Here is a 16,819-nt window from a genome sequence, read left to right on the forward strand (position 1 = left end):
GTGGGTGGGTGGGTGGGTGGGTGGGTGGGTTACTCGGCGGCGGTGGTGGCCTTGCGGGGGGTGGCCTTCTTGGCGGGGGCCTTCTTGGCCGTGGTGGCCTTGGCGGTGGCGGTCTTCTTGGCGACCGTGGACTTCGCGGCGGCGGTCTTCTTCGCCGCCGTCGCCTTGGTCGCCGTCGTCTTCTTGGCGGGGGCCTTCTTGGCTGCGGTCTTCTTCGCCGCCGCCTTCTTCGGCGCGGGACCCTTGGCCCGCTTCTCGGCCAGCATCTCGGACGCCTGCGCGATGGTCAGCTCCTCCGGGGTCTGCCCGCGCCGCAGCGACGCGTTGAACTCCCCGTCGGTGACGTACGGCCCGAACCGCCCGTCCTTGATCACCAGTGGCTTCTCGGTCAGCGGGTCGACGCCCATCTCGCGCAGCGGGGGCGCGGCGGCCCGACGCTGGCGGGTCTTCGGGGCGGCCAGCAGGGCCAGCGCCTCGTCGAGGGTGACGGTGAACATCTTGTCTTCCGAGTCCAGCGAGCGGAACTCGTCACCACGCTTGACGTACGGGCCGTAGCGGCCGTTGTTGGCGACCACTTCGCCGCCGTCCGGGGCAACACCGAGCACCCGGGGCAGGCTGAGCAGCTTCAACGCCTCGTCGAGGGTGAGCGAGTCGGGCGTCTGCGTCCGCAGCAGGGACGACTTCCGCTCGCCGCTGGCGACGTACGGGCCGAACCGGCCGGACTTGAGCAGGATCGGTTCCCCGGTGGCCGGGTCGTCGCCGAGCTTGCGCTCGCCGCCACCGCCGAGGAACAGCTCGTGCACCTTCTCCGGGGTCAGCTCGTCGGGGGCCAGCCCCTCCGGGATAGGTGCCCGGTCGCCCTGGCTGCCGCCCTCCTCGCCGTCGACCTTCGGTGCCGGCTGCTCGCCGGGGACCGACCGCTGCAGGTACGGCCCGAACCGGCCGACCCGGACGACGACCTCACGCCCCTCGTCGTCGGTGTGCAGCGGGATCGAGTTGACGCTGCGCGCGTCGATCTCGCTGATGTCCTCGGTGACCAGCTTCTTCAGCCCGCCCGCGTGGGCGATGGCCTGGTCACCGGTGCCGTTGCTGCTGCCGAAGTAGAACGCGGTGAGGAAGTCGACGGCGGCGTGGTCGCCCCCGGCGATCTCGTCCAGCTCGTTTTCCATGCTGGCGGTGAAGTCGTAGTCGATCAGGCGCGGGTAGTGCCGTTCCATCAGCCCGATCACCGCGAACGCCAGGAACGTCGGGATCATCGCCTGGCCGCGCTTGGTGACGTAGCCCCGGTCCTGGATCGTCTGCATGATCGACGCGTACGTCGACGGGCGGCCGATGCCCAGTTCCTCCAGCGACTTCACCAGCGACGCCTCGGTGTACCGCGACGGCGGCTGGGTGTGGTGGCCCTGCGCGGCCAGCTCGTCGGCGGTCAGCGGCTGGTCCTTGACCAGGGTGGGCAGTCGACGCTCGGCGTCCTCCGCCTCGGCGTTCTCGTCGTCGCTGGACTCGACGTACGCGCGCAGGAAGCCCGGGTCGGTGATGGTCTTGCCGGTCGCGCCGAAGTCCGCCTCCTCCTGGGCGGCGGAGACCGCCCGGATGCGCACCGAGACGCTGGAGCCGACCGCGTCGGTCATCTGCGAGGCGATGGTGCGCCGCCAGATCAGCTCGTAGAGCTTGAACTCCTCGCCGGACAGCTCCTTGGCCACGTCGCCCGGGGTGCGGAAGTTGTCCCCCGCCGGGCGGATCGCCTCGTGCGCCTCCTGGGCGTTCTTCACCTTGCCGGTGTAGCGGCGCGGCTCCGGCGGCACGCTGCGCTCGCCGTACAGCTCGACGATCTGCCGGCGGGCCGCCGCGATGGCGGTCTCCGACAGGTTCACCGAGTCGGTACGCATGTAGGTGATGTAGCCGTTCTCGTAGAGCCGCTGCGCGGTGCGCATCGTCTGCTGCGACGAGAACCGCATCTTGCGGGCCGCCTCCTGCTGCAGGGTGGAGGTGATGAACGGCGCGTACGGGCGACGACGGTAGGGCTTCTCCTCGACCCGGGTGACGGTGAACGGCCGCCCGTCGAGCCGGGCCGCCAGCCCACGGGCCCCGCTCTCGTCGAGGTGCACCACGCCCGCGCCGGGCCGTACCTTGCCGGTGGTCGGCTCGAAGTCCTTGCCGGTGGCGATCCGGTCGCCGTTCAGGGCGACCAGGGTGGCGTTGAAGTGGCGTGGGCCCTCGCCCGGCTTCGCCACCGCCAGGGTGGCGAGGATGTCCCAGTACTCCGCGGTGCGGAACGCCATCCGCTGGCGTTCCCGCTCGACCACGATCCGGGTCGCCACGGACTGCACCCGGCCCGCCGAGAGCCTCGGCATGACTTTCTTCCACAGCACCGGGGAGACCTCGTAGCCGTACAACCGGTCGAGGATGCGGCGGGCCTCCTGGGCGTCGACCAGATCCCTGTCGATCTCCCGGGGGTTGGCCACCGCGGCCTGGATGGCCGGCTTGGTGATCTCGTGGAAGACCATCCGCTTGACCGGCACCTTGGGCTTGAGGGTCTCCACCAGGTGCCAGGCGATTGCCTCGCCCTCGCGGTCCTCGTCGGTGGCCAGGAAGATCTCGTCGACCTCCTTGGCCAGCTTCACCAGCTTGTTGATCTGTTGCCTGCGGTCGGCAGAGACCACGTAGAGGGCGTGGAAGCCGTTGTCGACGTCCACCCCGAGCCGGGCCCACGGCTCGCCCTTGTACTTGGCCGGCACGTCGGCGGCGTTGCGGGGGAGGTCCCGGACGTGGCCGAAGCTGGCCTCCACGACGTACCCCGGGCCGAGGTAGCCCGAGATCGTCTTGGCCTTCGCCGGTGACTCGACGATGACCAGACGGGTGGTTCCAGCTCTGCTCGGCACGTCTCTCCCCGACCTCACTCCTGCTCCGGGCCCGATTCGGGCCGTGTTGCGCCCGCCGGACCATCGTCGGTCCGGATGTCCAACGTAACGCGCCGTCCGGGTTCCGGGTCCCGGGGGCGGCAAACAGCGTTCGCGCGGCGGCACCACCGACGCCGCACGGGCCTCAGCGGCCGGACGGCGCCACCGTACACCGTGGGTAGGGCCCGAAGTGGGCCACGGTGACGATGACAGCCCCCCGACCTGGGCGAATCCCGCTGTTCACAGAGTGAGACGGTAGCCCTACCGTCCGCGATACTGTCCTTGATCGGACAGTAGACCCGCGCACGGTCACGGTCCGGCCGGGTCACGGCCAGAGGTCGGCGGGGGCGGCCGGTGGGCGGTCGCCGACCAGCTCGGCCAGCCGGGCCAGCCGCCGGACGCCGATCCGGTACGCCGGTCCGCCCGCCTCCGCCTCCTCCAGCAGCGCCGCCGGCAGGCCCACCACCGCGAGCGCCGCCCGCACCACCGGCCACCACGGCTCGTCGCGGGGATCCAGGCGCAGCAGCAGGCCGGCGTCGTCGGCGGCGCCGGCAGCGGCCAGCCAGAGGCGCAGCCGCCGACCGTGGAGATGGAAGTGGGCGGGTGGGCGCTTGACCCCGCCGGCCAGCCAGGCAGTCGCCAGCGGGGCCAGGGTGGTCAGGTACGAGGTACGCACGACGTAACGCTGCTCGCCGGTCGCCTCCCAGCCCGCCGCGAGCCCCCGGCGGGCCAGCTCGGCGACGAGCACGTGCACCCGCCAGGCCGAGTCCACCTCGACGGACAGCCTGGCGGTACGCCCCATCCGGTGCACCTCCGCCGGGCCGGCCAGCAGCCCGGCCAGGTCGGCGACGGACGGATCGGCGGCCTCGGTGCCGAACAGCGACAGTTGGCGCACCGGCTCTCCGGGCGGGTCGGCACGACTCAGCGACACTCCGGGACCTCGTCGAAGGCCTGTTTGAGCTCTTCCGAGTTGAGCCGCCCGGTGTCCAACGCGCTCGCGTCGTACTCCTTGTTGAGCTTGTCCACCGCGGCCTGGACCCCGTCGTAGAACGCGGTGGCCTGCCCGGTGTCCAGGGCGTCGATGGTGTCCCCGGCGCGCCCGTAGGCGTCCCTGATCTTCTCCAGGGAGGCGCGGAAACCCTTCGACACCTCGTCGCCGTGGTCGGTCTCCGGGATGCCCGCGTCGGCGATCCGGCGGCGGGCCGTCTCGCTCGCCTGCTCGGCACCGGCGAAGAGCCGCACCAGGTTCTCCTTCGCCTGCGCCGGGGTGGTCTGCGCGGTCATCTGCTGGTGGGTGCTGCTGGTGAGCTTGCTGATCTCGGCCCGCCACGGGGTGAGCGCCTCGCAGACCGAGGCCGCCCAGGCCCGGGGGGTGGGCCCCCCACCGCAGCCGGCGACGACGAGTACGAACGTGGCGAGGACCACCGTGAGCTTTCCGGCGGCACTCGCCCGACACGTACGCATGCGATGCAGCGTACGGCCTCCGGGTGATTGCGCCAGCGGTCAGGTTTCCCGCCGGCCGGCCGGCGCAGCGGGCCCCCGGGGCGGCCGGGGACCCGCTGCGCCGTCACTCAGACCTTGGCCGTTTCGACCCGTTTCGGGTCGTTGCCCCCAGCGGTGCCGCCACCGTCCGGGGTGGAGTCCATCGCCACGCCCTTGCGCTTGCTGAACACCACCGCCGCCACCACGATCAGGGTGGCGACCAGCGCGATCGTCAGGCGCAGCGGGGTGTTCCGGTCGTCGCCGACGCTCCAGGCCACCACGGCCGGCGCGATCAGCAGCGAGACCAGGTTCATCACCTTGATCAGCGGGTTGATCGCCGGGCCTGCGGTGTCCTTGAACGGGTCACCGACGGTGTCGCCGATGACAGTCGCCGCGTGCGACTCGGAGCCCTTGCCGCCGTAGGCGCCGTCCTCGACCAGCTTCTTGGCGTTGTCCCAGGCGCCACCGGAGTTGGACAGGAAGACCGCCATCAGGGTGCCCGCCCCGATCGCCCCGGCCAGGTACGAGGCCAGCGCGCCCGGCCCGAGGCCGAAGCCGACCGCGATCGGAGCGAGGATGGCCAGCAGGCCGGGGGTCATCAGCTCGCGCTGCGCGTCCCGGGTGCAGATGTCGACGACCTTGCCGTACTCGGGGCGCTGGGTGCCGTCCATGATCCCGGGCAGCTCGCGGAACTGCCGACGGACCTCCATCACCACCGCGCCGGCCGAGCGGGACACCGCGTTGATGGCCAGCCCGGAGAAGAGGAAGACCACCGCCGCGCCGATGATCAGACCGACCAGGTTGCGCGGGTTGGCGACGTTGAGCGCGTTGAGGATCTCGGTGCCGACGTCTCCCACGCCCGCGTCGGAGTACGCGGTGCGCAGCGTGTCGGTGTACGAGCCGAACAGCGCGGTGGCCGCGAGCACGGCGGTGGCGATCGCGATGCCCTTGGTGATCGCCTTGGTGGTGTTGCCGACCGCGTCCAGCTCGGTGAGGATCCGCGCGCCGTTCTCGTCGATGTCACCGGACATCTCGGCCACGCCCTGCGCGTTGTCGGAGATCGGGCCGAAGGTGTCCATCGCGACGATCACGCCGACGGTGGTGAGCAGGCCGGTGCCGGCCAGCGCCACCGCGAACAGCGACAGGGTGATGGAGCTGCCGCCGAGCAGGAACGCGCCGAAGACACCGGCGCCGATCAGCAGCGCCGAGTAGACCGCCGACTCCAGGCCGATGCTGATGCCGGCGAGGATGACGGTGGCCGCCCCGGTCTGCGAGCTCTTGCCGATGTCCTGCACCGGGCGGCGGTTGGTCTCGGTGAAGTAGCCGGTCAGCGCCTGGATGGCGGCGGCCAGCACGATGCCGATGACGACCGCGCCGATGGCCACCACCCGGGGGTTCTGGTCGACGTCGGTGAGGCCGCCCTCCAGCTCGCCGAAGGTGGCCGGGAGGTAGAGGAAGGCGGCGACCGCGACGAGCACCGCGGAGAGCACCGCGGAGAGGTAGAAGGCCCGGTTGATGGCGGTCAAGCCGTTGCGGTCGGAGGTGCGCAGCCGGGTGATGAAGACCCCGACGATGGCGATCAGCACCCCGATGGTCGAGATGATCAGCGGGAAGACCAGGCCGTCCTCGCCGAACGCGGCCCTGCCGAGGATCAGCGCGGCGACAAGCGTCACCGCGTACGACTCGAAGAGGTCGGCGGCCATGCCGGCGCAGTCGCCGACGTTGTCGCCCACGTTGTCGGCGATGGTGGCGGCGTTGCGCGGGTCGTCCTCGGGGATGCCCTGCTCGACCTTGCCGACCAGGTCGGCGCCGACGTCGGCGGCCTTGGTGAAGATGCCGCCGCCGACCCGCATGAACATGGCGAGCAGGGCGGCGCCGAAGCCGAAGCCCTCCAGCACGGTCGGGGCGTCGCCCTTGAACAGGGCGACCACCAGCGCCGCGCCGAACAGGCCGAGGCCGACGGTGAGGAAGCCGACCACGCCACCGGTCCGGAAGGCGATCTTCATGGCGGCTTCCCGGCCGCCGGCCGCCTCCCGGGCGGCGGCGGCGACCCGCAGGTTGGCCCGGGTGGCCAGCCACATGCCGGCACCGCCGATGAACGCGCTGAACAGGGCGCCGACCACGAAGAACGTCGATCGGCCGATCTTCACCGCCAGTTCACTGCCGTCGGTGTCGTGCACCGGCAGCAGGAAGAGCAGCACGACGGCGACGACCACGAAGATCGCCAACGTCCTGAACTGCCGGAGCAGGTAGGCCGAGGCGCCCTCCTGCACCGCGCCGGAGATCTCCTGCATTTTGATGGTGCCCTTACCGGCTGCCAGCACGGCCTTGGTCAAGGCGGCGGCGAAGACGAGTGCCACCAGCGCGATGACCGCGGCGATGACGACGTACGTCAGGTTTTCTCCGGAAAGGGACAGCGCGCCGCTATCGGCGGCCAAGGTCCCGGACATCTGTGTCCTCCTGTACCGAACACTGTCGCGCCGGTCAGTGGACGCATGACCGACGCCTGGATGCGGTGGCGCACGCGCTCCGACCCGCCCCGGGACAAAGATGATCAACGTCCATATTCGCTGGCCGCGGGAAGGATCACGTGCTGACAACCCACAGACTGTAGCCCTGGCCAGTGTTGGAGGTCACATGCGGGGGACACCGTGTCCGGATGATCTCTGTAACTGTGTTATGAGGAAAAATCTGATATAGGAGGCCATCGACACCACGAGGCCGCGACCCACCAGGGGTCACGGCCTCGTCGACAGAACGTGAGGTCAGCGGCCGACCGGCCACACCATCCGGACCTCGGTCCCGATGCCCTCGGCCACCGGGCGAACCTGGAGATCCTCCACGAAACCGGCGAGCAGCGCGAAGCCCACGCCGGTCGTCAGCGCCTCGTCGGTAAGCGTCTCGTTGGCCAACTCGTCGGCGTTCAACGCGGCCAGGCCCAGCCCCGCCTCGATCGGCGCCCGGTCCACCACCCGCACCGCGTACGCCCCGGAATCCGACATCTCCACAAGCACCGGGTCGGCGAGGCCGTACTGGTGGTGCAGGGCGACCGCCCGGGTGCACGCCTCACCGATGGCCAACCGCACCTCGTCGAGCAGGTCCTCCCGGACCCCGGCCCGGCGGGCCACCGCGACACCGACCAGACGGGCGGTGCGCACGTGCACCGGCGCCGGTGAGAAGGAGAGCCGGACCGTCGCCATCACGCGCCGGAGCCGGCGGGGTCGGCGGCGACCGCCGCGTCCACCGTCGGGTGCAGGGGAAAGACCTGGTCCAGGGCGGTGATCCGGAAGATCTTCAGCAGCGGCTCCTTGCCGCAGACCAGGGCGAAGGAGCCCCCGGCCGAGCGCAGCCGCTTCAGGGCGCCGACCAGCACGCCCAGGCCGGTGGAATCGAGGAAGTCCACCCGACCCAGGTCGACGACCACCCGCCGGGCGCCGCCGTCGATCAACTCCAGGAGCCGTTCGCGCAGTCGGGGTGCGGTGTAGACGTCCACCTCACCGCCGACCTCGAGCACCGTGTGCTCCCCCACGGTGCGGGTCGCCAGCGACAGCTCCATCAGTCCTCCTCCGAGAGCCGTAAACTCTCCTGGGCATCTAACCATCCCCGCCGGACGGCCCGACGAGGTCACCGGTGAGGGCTCCCCCATACCCACCGGCCCGGTTGTTCAGCACCGAACACCAGTGCGAGAGTGCAGGACGTGAACCCCGCAGCCACCGCGACCGCAGGCCCCGGCACCGGGCGAGGCCCGGCCGAGCTGCTGGGCAGGCTGCGCGCCCGGCACCGGGCCGACCCGGTCACCCACGTCGAGCGGGTGCCGGCCCGTGCCGGGCAGCAGACGCCCTGGCCGCAGTGGGCCCCCGAGGAGCTACGGGCGGCCTTCGCCCGACGCGGGGTGGTCGCCCCCTGGCGGCACCAGGCCGAGGCCGCCGAACTGGCGTACGCCGGGCAGCACGTCGTGGTGGCCACCGGCACCGCGTCCGGCAAGTCCCTGGCGTACCAGCTCCCGTCGCTTGCCACCCTGCTCGCCGACCCCCGGGCCACGGTGCTCTACCTGGCCCCCACCAAGGCGCTCGCCGCCGACCAGCTCCGCGCCGTCGCCGGCCTGGCCCTCGACGGGGTACGCCCCGCCTGCTACGACGGGGACACCCCGCGCACCGAACGGGAGTGGATCCGCAGGCACTCCCGGTTCGTGCTCACCAACCCGGACATGCTTCACCACGGCATCCTCCCCGGGCACGCGCACTGGTCGGGGTTCCTGCGCCGGTTGACGTACGTGGTCGTCGACGAGTGCCACACCTACCGGGGCGTCTTCGGCTCGCACGTGGCGCACGTGCTGCGGCGGCTGCGGCGGCGGTGCGCGCAGTTCGGGCGTACCCCCGTCTTCCTGCTGGCCTCGGCGACCTCGGGTGACCCGGCGGTGACCGCCGGGCGGCTCACCGGCCTGCCCGTCACCGCCGTCACCGAGGACACCTCGCCGCGCGGCGGGGTCACCTTCGCGCTCTGGGAACCGCCGCTGCTGCCGCCCCCGGCCGACGCCGTGGCAGTCGCGGACGACCTGACCCAGGTCCGCCGGTCGGCGCTGCGGGAGACCGCCGACCTGCTCGCCGACACCGTCGCGGCGGGGGTACGCACGCTCGCCTTCGTCCGGTCCCGTCGCGGCGCGGAGGTGGTCGCCGCGAACGCCCGCCGGGCACTGGACGAGGCGGTGCCCGGCCTCGGCGAGCGGGTGGCCGCCTACCGGGCCGGCTACCTGCGTGAGGAGCGGCGGGAACTGGAACGGGCCGTGCTCCACGGCGACCTGCTCGGGTTGGCCTCCACCAACGCGCTGGAGCTCGGCGTCGACCTGGTCGGGCTGGACGCGGTGCTGATCTGCGGTTGGCCGGGCACCCGGGCGTCGCTCTGGCAGCAGGCCGGCCGGGCCGGACGCTCCGGCGACGAGGCGCTCGCGGTGCTGGTGGCCCGGGACGACCCGCTCGACACCTACCTGGTGCACCACCCGGAGGCGCTGTTCGGCCGCCCGGTCGAGGCGACCGTGCTCGACCCGGCCAACCCGTACGTGCTCGCCCCGCAGCTCGCCTGCGCCGCCGCCGAGTCCCCGCTCACCCCGGCCGACCTGGAGCTCTTCGGCGACGGGGCGAAGGAGGCCGTCGACCGCCTGGTCCAGGCCGGCGACCTGCGGCAGCGCCCCACCGGCTGGTACTGGCGGCACCGGGAGCGGCCCGAGGTCGACCTGCGGGGCGAGGGCGGGTCGCCGATCTGCGTGGTGGAGGCGTCCACCGGGCGGCTGCTCGGCACCGTGGACGGCGGCTCGGCGCACTTCCTCGTCCACCCCGGCGCGGTCTACCTGCACCAGGGCGTCTCGTACGTGGTCGACGCGCTGGACCTCGACGACGGGTGCGCACTGGTGCACGCCGAGGAGCCGGACTGGTCCACCCACGCCCGGGACGTCACCTCGCTGTCCGTGGTGTCGGTCCGCTCCTACCTGGACGCCGGGCCGGTCGGGCTCTTCCTCGGCGAGGTGGACGTGACCAGCCAGGTGGTCTCGTACCAGCGCCGCCGGATCGCCTCCGGCGAGGTGATCGACACCCGGCCGCTCGACCTGCCGGCCCGCGAGCTACGGACCGTCGCGGTCTGGTTCACGCTCTCCCCGCAGTCCCTGGCGGCGGCCGGCGTCGACCCGGCGGACGTGCCGGGGGCCCTGCACGCGGCCGAGCACGCCGCGATCGGACTGTTGCCGCTGATGGCCACCTGCGACCGGTGGGACATCGGCGGGCTGTCCACCGCCCTGCACCCGGACACCGAGGCGCCCACCGTGTTCGTCTACGACGGCCACCCCGGCGGGGCCGGCTTCGCCGAGCGGGCCTACCGGACGGCGGCGGCCTGGCTGGGCGCCACCCGGGACGCCGTCGTCGAGTGCGGCTGCGAATCGGGCTGCCCCTCCTGCGTGCAGTCCCCGAAGTGCGGCAACGGCAACAATCCGCTGTCCAAGGCGGCTGCCGTCCGGGTCCTCGGCGTGGTCCTCGGCAACCTCCCCGCCGAGGTTTCCGCACCACCCAGACAGGCAGTTCACAAGTCCCGGCTTCCGGATCGCGCTTGAGTCGGGGAACATGTGGGCATTGATGCATGGGAGCGCTTCCATCGATGTTCGGAAGTGCTCCCTACCGCCGACCCTGCCGTTCTTCCCGACCCGGAGGAGAAGCCGTGGCCGACACCATTGCCGAGACCGTCGACCTGCTCTACACCATCGACCAGGACAATCTCACCCCCGACCAGCTGATCGCGCTGGGTGCCGCACTGGCCAGCCTGGCCCAGGCGGAACGCCTGGAGCAGATCAACGAACGACTGCGCGGCATCCACCAGGTGCTCAACACCTGGGCGCTCAAGGCGACCACCGACGTCGGACGCTGACGGCCGGACATCGACCGGCGGGCACTGACGGTCTGGCGCTGACAGTTGGGCGCTGGCGGGCGGACCGGCTATCGGGCGAACGCTGGCCGGCAGACGCTGACCGTCGGGCTCTGGTCGGTGGGCGCTGGCCGGCGGGCGGTTGGGCGCTGGCGAGCGGGCGCTGGCCGGCGGGCGGTTGGGCGCTGGCTGGCTGGTGGGCGCTGGCCGGCGGGCTGTGCGAGACTCCGGCGCACCCTTCGGAGGAGTTCTCATGCAGCTAGACAGTTTGCAGGCACAGCGCCAGTTCCATATCCGGCAGCGGCTTCGGATGATGGTGAACCAGTACGAGGTCCGGGCCGTGGCGGCGGACGGCACCGAGGGTGAACTCCTGGCGTTCGCGCAGCAGAAGCGGCTCGCTTTCAAGGAGCAGGTCACCATCTACACAGACGACTCCAAGCAGCAGCCGTTACTCGGGTTCAAGGCCCGCCAGCGGCTCGACCTCGGTGCCACGTACGACGTGACCGACCACGCCGGCACGCCGATCGGGCTGTTCCGCAAGGACTTCGCCCAGTCGCTGCTCCGCTCGACCTGGCACGTCGAGCAGGCCGGTCTGCCGCAGATCACCGGCCAGGAACGCAGCATGCCGGTGGCGCTGCTGCGCCGGTTCGTCGACTCGTTGTCGTGGCTGCCGTACCACTTCGACTTCACCGCCGCAGGCCAGCCGGTCTTCTCCGTGATCAAGAAGTGGGGCCTGCGGGACCGCTACGTCGTCGAGGTGCCGCACCCGCAGATCGACCGACGCCTGGTGATCGCCATGGCGATCGGCCTGGACGCGCTCCAGGGCCGCTGAGCCACCGGCCGTCCCGGGGTGCGTGGCCCCTGGCCACCCGCCCCGGACGGCGGCCGGCCCGGCCCGGTATGCACCACCGGCACCGCCTTGTTCCCCTCGGCCTGCTTGTTCACCTCGGCCTGCTTGTTCACCTCGGCCGGTTCGCGCCGCCACTTCGGCACCGCCGTTCTCCGCCTCCGGACCGGTGCCGTACCCGCGCTCAACCACGAACCGGTCCGGCGCGGGCGGTGGCGGTGGCGAACCGCCGCAGTCCCGGCAGCGGGGTGACCGCCACCTCGACCGTCACCACCACGTCGAACCCGTCCACCTGGCAGGCGACCAGCCGGGCGGCGTTGGCGCGGACGAACTCGTCGGCGGTCGCGCAGGCCGGTTCGGCACCCCGCCACACCTGGCCGGCCCCGGCCAGGGCACCGAAGTCGGCGCCGACCCGGGCCTGGTGCCGGGCCAGCCGAGCTGCGCCGATCGCCGCCCCGAATCCGCCGACCAGCACGAAGACCATGCCGATGGCGAGCAGCAGAACGGTCGCCCCGCCCCGGTCCGACGCGCGGCCCGGCTGGCGATCACGGCGGGGCCGGACCGGACCGTCTCGCCTCCTTCCCTCACTGTGGGTGCCGCCCGGTCCGCCCGTGGAGCGCTCGGGTCGGCCGTCGGTGCGGTTGCCGGGCGGGGTTCCGGCGCCACTGCCGGACCGGGTCGCGGCGGGGGTCACCGGCCGGGCTCCGGTGCACCGGGCTCGACGGCGGCGACCGTGCCGGCCTCGACCGTGAGCCGGGGCAACCGCGCCCCGAGTGCCCGGACGGGGGCGCGGACCGTCACGGTGACCCGCTTCTCGTCCGCCGAGATCGAGACGACCGCCGCCTCCGGCGCGATCCCGGCACCCGCGCCGGTGCCGTCCCCGCCCCGGGAGGCGGCCAGCGCCGCCTCCCGGGCCGCGTCCAGGCAGGCCGCCTTCGTGGTGACCGCGTCGACGGCGGTGAGCCCGGCGAGCAGGAGCAGGAGCAGCGCCGGCAGGCCGGCTGCCAGTTCGGCGGTGAACGAACCCCGGTCCCGACCGGCCGGCCGGCGCGGTCTCACTTCAACGCCCGGTCGATGACGGCGGTCAGCGCCGACTGCACGTTGCCCGAGGTGAGCACCTTGAGCAGGATGCCGGCGAAGGCGACGGCGGCGAGGGTGCCCACGGCGTACTCGGCGGTGTTCATCCCCGCGTCCCCGCGTAGCCGCGTGAGGAGTTTGCGCATCTGTCGTTCCCCTTCTCGATGATGGTTCACAGCACGTCGCCGAGGACGGCGACGATCACCGGCACCAGGCCGGCAAGAATGAAGGCCGGCAGGAAGCACAGGCCCAGCGGCAGCACTATCAGCACGCCGGCCCGCCGGGCGGACGCCTCCGCCGCCGTGGACCGGTCGGCCCGCAGGTCGTCGGCGACCCGGGCGAGGGCCCCGGCGAGTGCCGCGCCGCTGCGGGAGGAGCGCAGTGCGGCACCGACCACCCGGTCCGCCCCGGGCACCGTGGCGAGGTGCGCCCAGGCCTCCTGCGGCTCACCGCCGAGCAGCAGCGTCCGCCCGATCCGGCCGAGCCGGACCGCCAACGGACCGTCCAACGCGTCGGCCACCGCGAGCACCGCCCGGTCGACCGGGGCGCCCGCTCGCATGGCCGCCGCCAGCAGGTCGGCGGCGAGCGGCAGGTCGGCCGCCTCCCGTAGTCGGCTCTCCCGGACGGCGGGTGGTTCGATCCGCCGCAGCAACCGGTCCGCCACCGGCGCGGTAAGCACTCCTCCCAGGACACCGGGCCAACCCCCGACCAGGATCAGGACCGCCAGCCCGGCCAGCGCAGCACCGAGTCGCACCCGGTCCGGCCACCAGCCCGGCCGACGTCGGCCGGAGCCTCTACCGGTGAGTACGTCCCACCGCCGGCCGACCCGGTTGCCGCGTACGGCGACCAGCAGCGCGGCCACCACCAGGCAACCGGCCGACCACACCGGCGGGGACATCAGCCGCTCCCGCCCGGTATGGTGCCCAACCGTTCGGCCCAGAGCAGTCCGCCGGCTTGTAACCCCATCGCGGCCAAGGCGCACCCGGCACCGATCGGGGTGTGCAGCAGCACCGCCAGCGGGTCGACGCCGATGCCGTAGCCGAGCGCGATGCCGCCCAGCGGCAGCGCGGCCAACAGCAGCGCGGTGGCGTTGGCACCCGCTGCCTGGGCGGCGGCCCCGGCCAGTCCCCGGTCGAACGCCCGAGCGTCGGCCTCGACCCGTTCGAGGAGTTCGGCAAGCGGCGCTCCCGTCCGGTCCGCGAGCCGGACCGCCGACCGGGCCAGTCGGGCGAGCCGGTCCGTCCCGGCCGGGTCGCCACCCGCGGCACCTGAACCGTCACCCGTGCTCGGGTCCACGTCGCCGGACGGGGTTGCGGGTAGACCGGCGCGCAGGTCGGCGGCGAACGCGCCGAGCCGGTCCAACTGGCGGCGGCGCTCCCGGCCGACCTGCCCCGCCACCCGCCGTCGATGCACGGCGCGGGCACCGAGCATGCCGTATCCGGCCAGCAGGGCGGCGGCGACCGGCCCGCCCACCAGGCCACCCGCACCGGTGCCCACCAGCCCGACCAGCAGCAGAACCCGGCGCGGACGAACTGATGCCCTCCACCGCGGCGACCGCCGTCCGGCTGCCGGCCGGCTGGCGGACTGTGCGTCCCGGCCCGTGTGCGCATCGACGGCACCGATGCGGCCCGGCGGTGGACCGAACACGCTGCGGCGACGACGGCGGCTATTGCGTGCCGGCCAGGCGACCACCACGGCCGCACCGGTCAGCAGGAGCGTGACCAGCCACGACGTGGACGTCATGCCGGCCCTGCCGCACCGGCCGGGGATTCGTGGAGCAGGGGCGGTACGGGCACTCCCCGGTCCCGCAACAGGGTGGCCAGCGAGTGTCCGGCGGGCCCGATCCCCTGCCCCCGCACCCAGGCCGGTACCGCGGTGACCAGCCGGTCGGGCCCCTGCGCCGGCAGCAGACAGATCGACTCCACCAACCGGCCGTGCGGGCCTCGACGCACCTGGACCAGCACCTGGAGCGCGGCGGCGACCTGGGCGTGCAGCGCCGCCCGGGGTAGGCCGCCGAGCATGCCGAGGGCCTCCAGCCGGGCCGGCACGTCGGCCGGGGTGTTGGCGTGCAGGGTGCCCGCCCCGCCGTCGTGGCCGGTGTTGAGCGCGGCCAGCAGATCGACCACCTCCGCGCCCCGGCACTCTCCGACGACCAGCCGGTCGGGGCGCATCCGCAACGCCTGCCGGACCAGTTCGCTCAGCCCGACCACGCCCGCGCCCTCCACGTTGGCCGTCCGGGCCTGGAGACCGACCACGTGCGGATGCACCGGATGCAGCTCGGCGGCGTCCTCGACCAGCACGATGCGTTCCGTCCCCGGCACCAGGCCCAGCATCGTGTTGAGCAGGGTCGTCTTTCCCGAACCGGTGCCACCGATGACCAGGTACGCCAGCCGGGCGGCGACCACCGCGGCGAGCACCGACGCCACCGCACGCGGCACGGTGCCCTGTTGGACCAGCTCGTCGAGGGTGAACGGGCGGTGCCGGAAGGTACGCAGGGACAGGTACGGGCCGTCGGTCGCCACCGGTGGCAGTACGGCGTGCAACCGGGTGCCGTCGGGCAGCCGCGCGTCCGCGTAGGGGGAGCCGTCGTCGAGTCGACGTCCTGCGGCGGCGGTGAGCCGTTGGGCCAGCCGGCGTACGTCGTCGACCGAGCCGAGCGGCACCGCCACCTGGTGCAGCCCGGCACCCCGGTCGACCCAGACCCGGACCCCGTTCACGAGCACGTCGGTGACCTGTGGATCCCCGATCAGCGGAGCGAGTGGCCCGGCACCCACCAGGTCGTCGTGCACCCGGTCGGCGATCCGCAGCACTGCGGTGTCGCCGAGGACGGCGGCGGACGGGTCGGCGCGGACGGCGGAGACGATCGCCGCCGGGGTGACCGGGGTGGCCGCGTCGGCCATCCGCTGCCGCACCCGGGCCGCGAGTTCGTCGGGCCGGCCGGTCATGCCGCACCCGGCACGGGGAGCCCGGTCAGCTCGGTGACGAGCCGACGGCAGAGCGCGGCGAGCGGTCCACGGCCGGCGGCGGTCGGCGCCTCGCCGCGTTCCAGCCCGCGGCACAGCGCCGGTTCGGGGCGCAGCGTCCCGGCGAGCGGGAGCCCCAGGGCCCGAGCCACCTCGGTCGCTTTCAACCGGCCGGGGGCGGGGCCCCGGACGATCGCCCCCAGGGCGGCACAGTGCGGGGCGGCGGCGGCGACCACCCGGGCCGCCGCCGCGGTGGCCCGCAGCTCGGCCGGCACCACCACGTATGCCTGGTCGGCGGCCTGCAACGCGATCACGGCGGCATCGTCGAGTTGGCGTGGCAGGTCGACCACCACGAAGTCCCGGCCACGCCGCGCGGCGTCCAGCGTGGCGGCCATGGCCTGTGCGGGCAGGGCCAGCGGCTCGCCCCGGTCCCAGGAGAGGACGACCAGGTCGCCCCGGTTCGGCAGGGCGCGGACCAGGCTCGGCGCGTCGACCCGGCCGTCGGCGTCGGTGAGCGAGGGCCACCGCAGCCCGTCCAGCTCCTCCCAGCCGAGCACCAGGTCGAGCCCACCGCCGAGCGGGTCCGCGTCGACCAGCAGGGTCCGCAGGTGGGCGCGGGCGGCGGTGACCGCCAGGCCACCGGCGAGGACGCTCGCACCGGCACCACCCCTACCCCCGAGCACCGCGACCGTACGGGCGGGCCCGGCCGAGTCGCCGCCCGGCACGCACTCGGTGAACCGGTCCACCAGCCACGGTTCGGCGGCCGGCAGGACGGCGACGTGTTCGGCACCGATCAGCTCGGCGATCTCCCAGCCCGGGTCGAGCTCGCCCGAGCGCCCGACCAGCACCGTCCGTGGCCGTCGGGGCAGTCGGGCCCGCAGGCAGGCCTGCGCCTGGTCGCTGCCGACCAGGACCAGCGGGCTGGGAACCCAACGGGACCGGGCGGCAGCCGGGTCGGCGGCCACCTCCACCTCGCTGCCGCCCGCTGCGGCGAGCCGCAGGAGTTCGTCGAGGAGGTCACCGTCGGCGGTGACGAGCAACGGAAGTCGTCGGTGCGGTGAGAGGGAGGTACGGGGTGGCATCACGGCCTCCAGCGGTCGGGGGTGCTGGGACAGACCCTGCGCCGGGTGACCCGGTTCGCGACG

16 protein-coding genes are annotated in these 16,819 nt (G+C 73.3%); 3 read left to right on the forward strand and 13 right to left on the reverse strand.

Annotated elements, in window-relative coordinates; all coding sequences use genetic code 11:
* Positions 1–29: 29 nt before the first annotated feature.
* The 6 genes from topA to OHQ87_RS22305 all read right to left on the reverse strand — a co-directional run bounded on the left by topA (position 30) and on the right by OHQ87_RS22305 (position 7,938).
* Positions 30–2,882 (reverse strand): type I DNA topoisomerase, encoded by a 2,853-nt coding sequence (gene topA, locus OHQ87_RS22280; RefSeq protein ID WP_328340784.1) that lies wholly within the window; start codon positions 2,880–2,882, stop codon positions 30–32.
* Between the two features lie 343 nt (positions 2,883–3,225).
* A complete protein-coding gene (locus OHQ87_RS22285; RefSeq protein ID WP_328340786.1) occupies positions 3,226–3,831 on the reverse strand; it encodes a hypothetical protein in 606 nt (201 codons plus the stop codon).
* Positions 3,822–4,364, reverse strand: a complete 543-nt coding sequence (locus tag OHQ87_RS22290; protein ID WP_328340788.1) for a hypothetical protein — start codon at positions 4,362–4,364, stop codon at positions 3,822–3,824. Before OHQ87_RS22290 ends, OHQ87_RS22285 begins: the two co-directional genes overlap by 10 nt.
* A gap of 107 nt (positions 4,365–4,471) precedes the next feature.
* On the reverse strand, positions 4,472–6,832 hold the full coding sequence (locus OHQ87_RS22295; RefSeq protein ID WP_328340790.1) for a sodium-translocating pyrophosphatase: 2,361 nt from the start codon (positions 6,830–6,832) through the stop codon (positions 4,472–4,474).
* Between the two features lie 315 nt (positions 6,833–7,147).
* A complete protein-coding gene (locus OHQ87_RS22300; RefSeq protein WP_328348954.1) occupies positions 7,148–7,582 on the reverse strand; it encodes an ATP-binding protein in 435 nt (144 codons plus the stop codon).
* Positions 7,582–7,938, reverse strand: coding sequence for an STAS domain-containing protein (locus OHQ87_RS22305; RefSeq protein ID WP_067300370.1), 357 nt, complete (start codon positions 7,936–7,938; stop codon positions 7,582–7,584). The genes OHQ87_RS22300 and OHQ87_RS22305 overlap by 1 nt, the downstream gene beginning before the upstream one ends.
* 132 nt (positions 7,939–8,070) lie before the next feature.
* On the opposite strand from OHQ87_RS22305, the gene OHQ87_RS22310 reads away from it, so the two are divergent.
* The 3 genes from OHQ87_RS22310 (at position 8,071) to OHQ87_RS22320 (ending at position 11,619) form a co-directional block, all read left to right on the forward strand.
* Complete coding sequence (locus tag OHQ87_RS22310; protein ID WP_328340797.1) at positions 8,071–10,479, forward strand: DEAD/DEAH box helicase; 2,409 nt, start codon at positions 8,071–8,073, stop codon at positions 10,477–10,479.
* 104 nt (positions 10,480–10,583) lie between these two features.
* The gene (locus tag OHQ87_RS22315; protein WP_328340799.1) at positions 10,584–10,790 is read left to right on the forward strand and encodes a hypothetical protein; all 207 of its coding nucleotides are present in this window, start codon (positions 10,584–10,586) and stop codon (positions 10,788–10,790) included.
* 250 nt (positions 10,791–11,040) lie between these two features.
* Entirely contained in the window at positions 11,041–11,619 is a 579-nt protein-coding gene (locus tag OHQ87_RS22320) for a hypothetical protein (RefSeq protein WP_328340801.1), read from the forward strand.
* Positions 11,620–11,818: 199 nt separating this feature from the next.
* Here OHQ87_RS22320 and OHQ87_RS22325 read toward each other — a convergent pair whose 3' ends face one another.
* From OHQ87_RS22325 to ssd, 7 genes are read right to left on the reverse strand one after another with little or no spacing between them, the layout of a single operon-like run.
* Entirely contained in the window at positions 11,819–12,328 is a 510-nt protein-coding gene (locus OHQ87_RS22325) for an Rv3654c family TadE-like protein (RefSeq protein ID WP_328340803.1), read from the reverse strand.
* Positions 12,325–12,693, reverse strand: coding sequence for a TadE family type IV pilus minor pilin (locus OHQ87_RS22330; RefSeq protein ID WP_328340804.1), 369 nt, complete (start codon positions 12,691–12,693; stop codon positions 12,325–12,327). The genes OHQ87_RS22325 and OHQ87_RS22330 overlap by 4 nt, the downstream gene beginning before the upstream one ends.
* Complete coding sequence (locus OHQ87_RS22335) at positions 12,690–12,857, reverse strand: DUF4244 domain-containing protein (RefSeq protein ID WP_013283643.1); 168 nt, start codon at positions 12,855–12,857, stop codon at positions 12,690–12,692. The genes OHQ87_RS22330 and OHQ87_RS22335 overlap by 4 nt, the downstream gene beginning before the upstream one ends.
* 26 nt (positions 12,858–12,883) lie before the next feature.
* Positions 12,884–13,609, reverse strand: a complete 726-nt coding sequence (locus OHQ87_RS22340) for a type II secretion system F family protein (protein WP_328340806.1) — start codon at positions 13,607–13,609, stop codon at positions 12,884–12,886.
* Positions 13,609–14,454 (reverse strand): hypothetical protein, encoded by an 846-nt coding sequence (locus OHQ87_RS22345; RefSeq protein ID WP_328340808.1) that lies wholly within the window; start codon positions 14,452–14,454, stop codon positions 13,609–13,611. Before OHQ87_RS22345 ends, OHQ87_RS22340 begins: the two co-directional genes overlap by 1 nt.
* Positions 14,451–15,656 carry a TadA family conjugal transfer-associated ATPase gene (locus OHQ87_RS22350; RefSeq protein WP_328340810.1) on the reverse strand — a complete coding sequence of 402 codons (1,206 nt, stop codon included), beginning with the start codon at positions 15,654–15,656 and terminating at the stop codon, positions 14,451–14,453. The genes OHQ87_RS22345 and OHQ87_RS22350 overlap by 4 nt, the downstream gene beginning before the upstream one ends.
* Positions 15,653–16,756, reverse strand: a complete 1,104-nt coding sequence (gene ssd / locus OHQ87_RS22355) for a septum site-determining protein Ssd (RefSeq protein ID WP_328340812.1) — start codon at positions 16,754–16,756, stop codon at positions 15,653–15,655. Before ssd ends, OHQ87_RS22350 begins: the two co-directional genes overlap by 4 nt.
* Positions 16,757–16,819: the final 63 nt, after the last annotated feature.

Source organism: Micromonospora sp. NBC_00421, assembly GCF_036017915.1.
GTDB lineage: Bacteria > Actinomycetota > Actinomycetes > Mycobacteriales > Micromonosporaceae > Micromonospora.

Bases quoted from the DNA above. Each gene is read 5' to 3' on its own strand.
- ssd (WP_328340812.1), bottom strand. From the start codon at position 16,756: ATGCCACCCCGTACCTCCCTCTCACCGCACCGACGACTTCCGTTGCTC.
- OHQ87_RS22300 (WP_328348954.1), bottom strand. From the start codon at position 7,582: ATGGCGACGGTCCGGCTCTCCTTCTCACCGGCGCCGGTGCACGTGCGC.
- OHQ87_RS22295 (WP_328340790.1), bottom strand. From the start codon at position 6,832: ATGTCCGGGACCTTGGCCGCCGATAGCGGCGCGCTGTCCCTTTCCGGA.
- OHQ87_RS22345 (WP_328340808.1), bottom strand. From the start codon at position 14,454: ATGACGTCCACGTCGTGGCTGGTCACGCTCCTGCTGACCGGTGCGGCC.
- OHQ87_RS22340 (WP_328340806.1), bottom strand. From the start codon at position 13,609: ATGTCCCCGCCGGTGTGGTCGGCCGGTTGCCTGGTGGTGGCCGCGCTG.
- OHQ87_RS22335 (WP_013283643.1), bottom strand. From the start codon at position 12,857: ATGCGCAAACTCCTCACGCGGCTACGCGGGGACGCGGGGATGAACACC.
- OHQ87_RS22290 (WP_328340788.1), bottom strand. From the start codon at position 4,364: ATGCGTACGTGTCGGGCGAGTGCCGCCGGAAAGCTCACGGTGGTCCTC.
- OHQ87_RS22320 (WP_328340801.1), top strand. From the start codon at position 11,041: ATGCAGCTAGACAGTTTGCAGGCACAGCGCCAGTTCCATATCCGGCAG.
- OHQ87_RS22350 (WP_328340810.1), bottom strand. From the start codon at position 15,656: ATGACCGGCCGGCCCGACGAACTCGCGGCCCGGGTGCGGCAGCGGATG.
- OHQ87_RS22305 (WP_067300370.1), bottom strand. From the start codon at position 7,938: ATGGAGCTGTCGCTGGCGACCCGCACCGTGGGGGAGCACACGGTGCTC.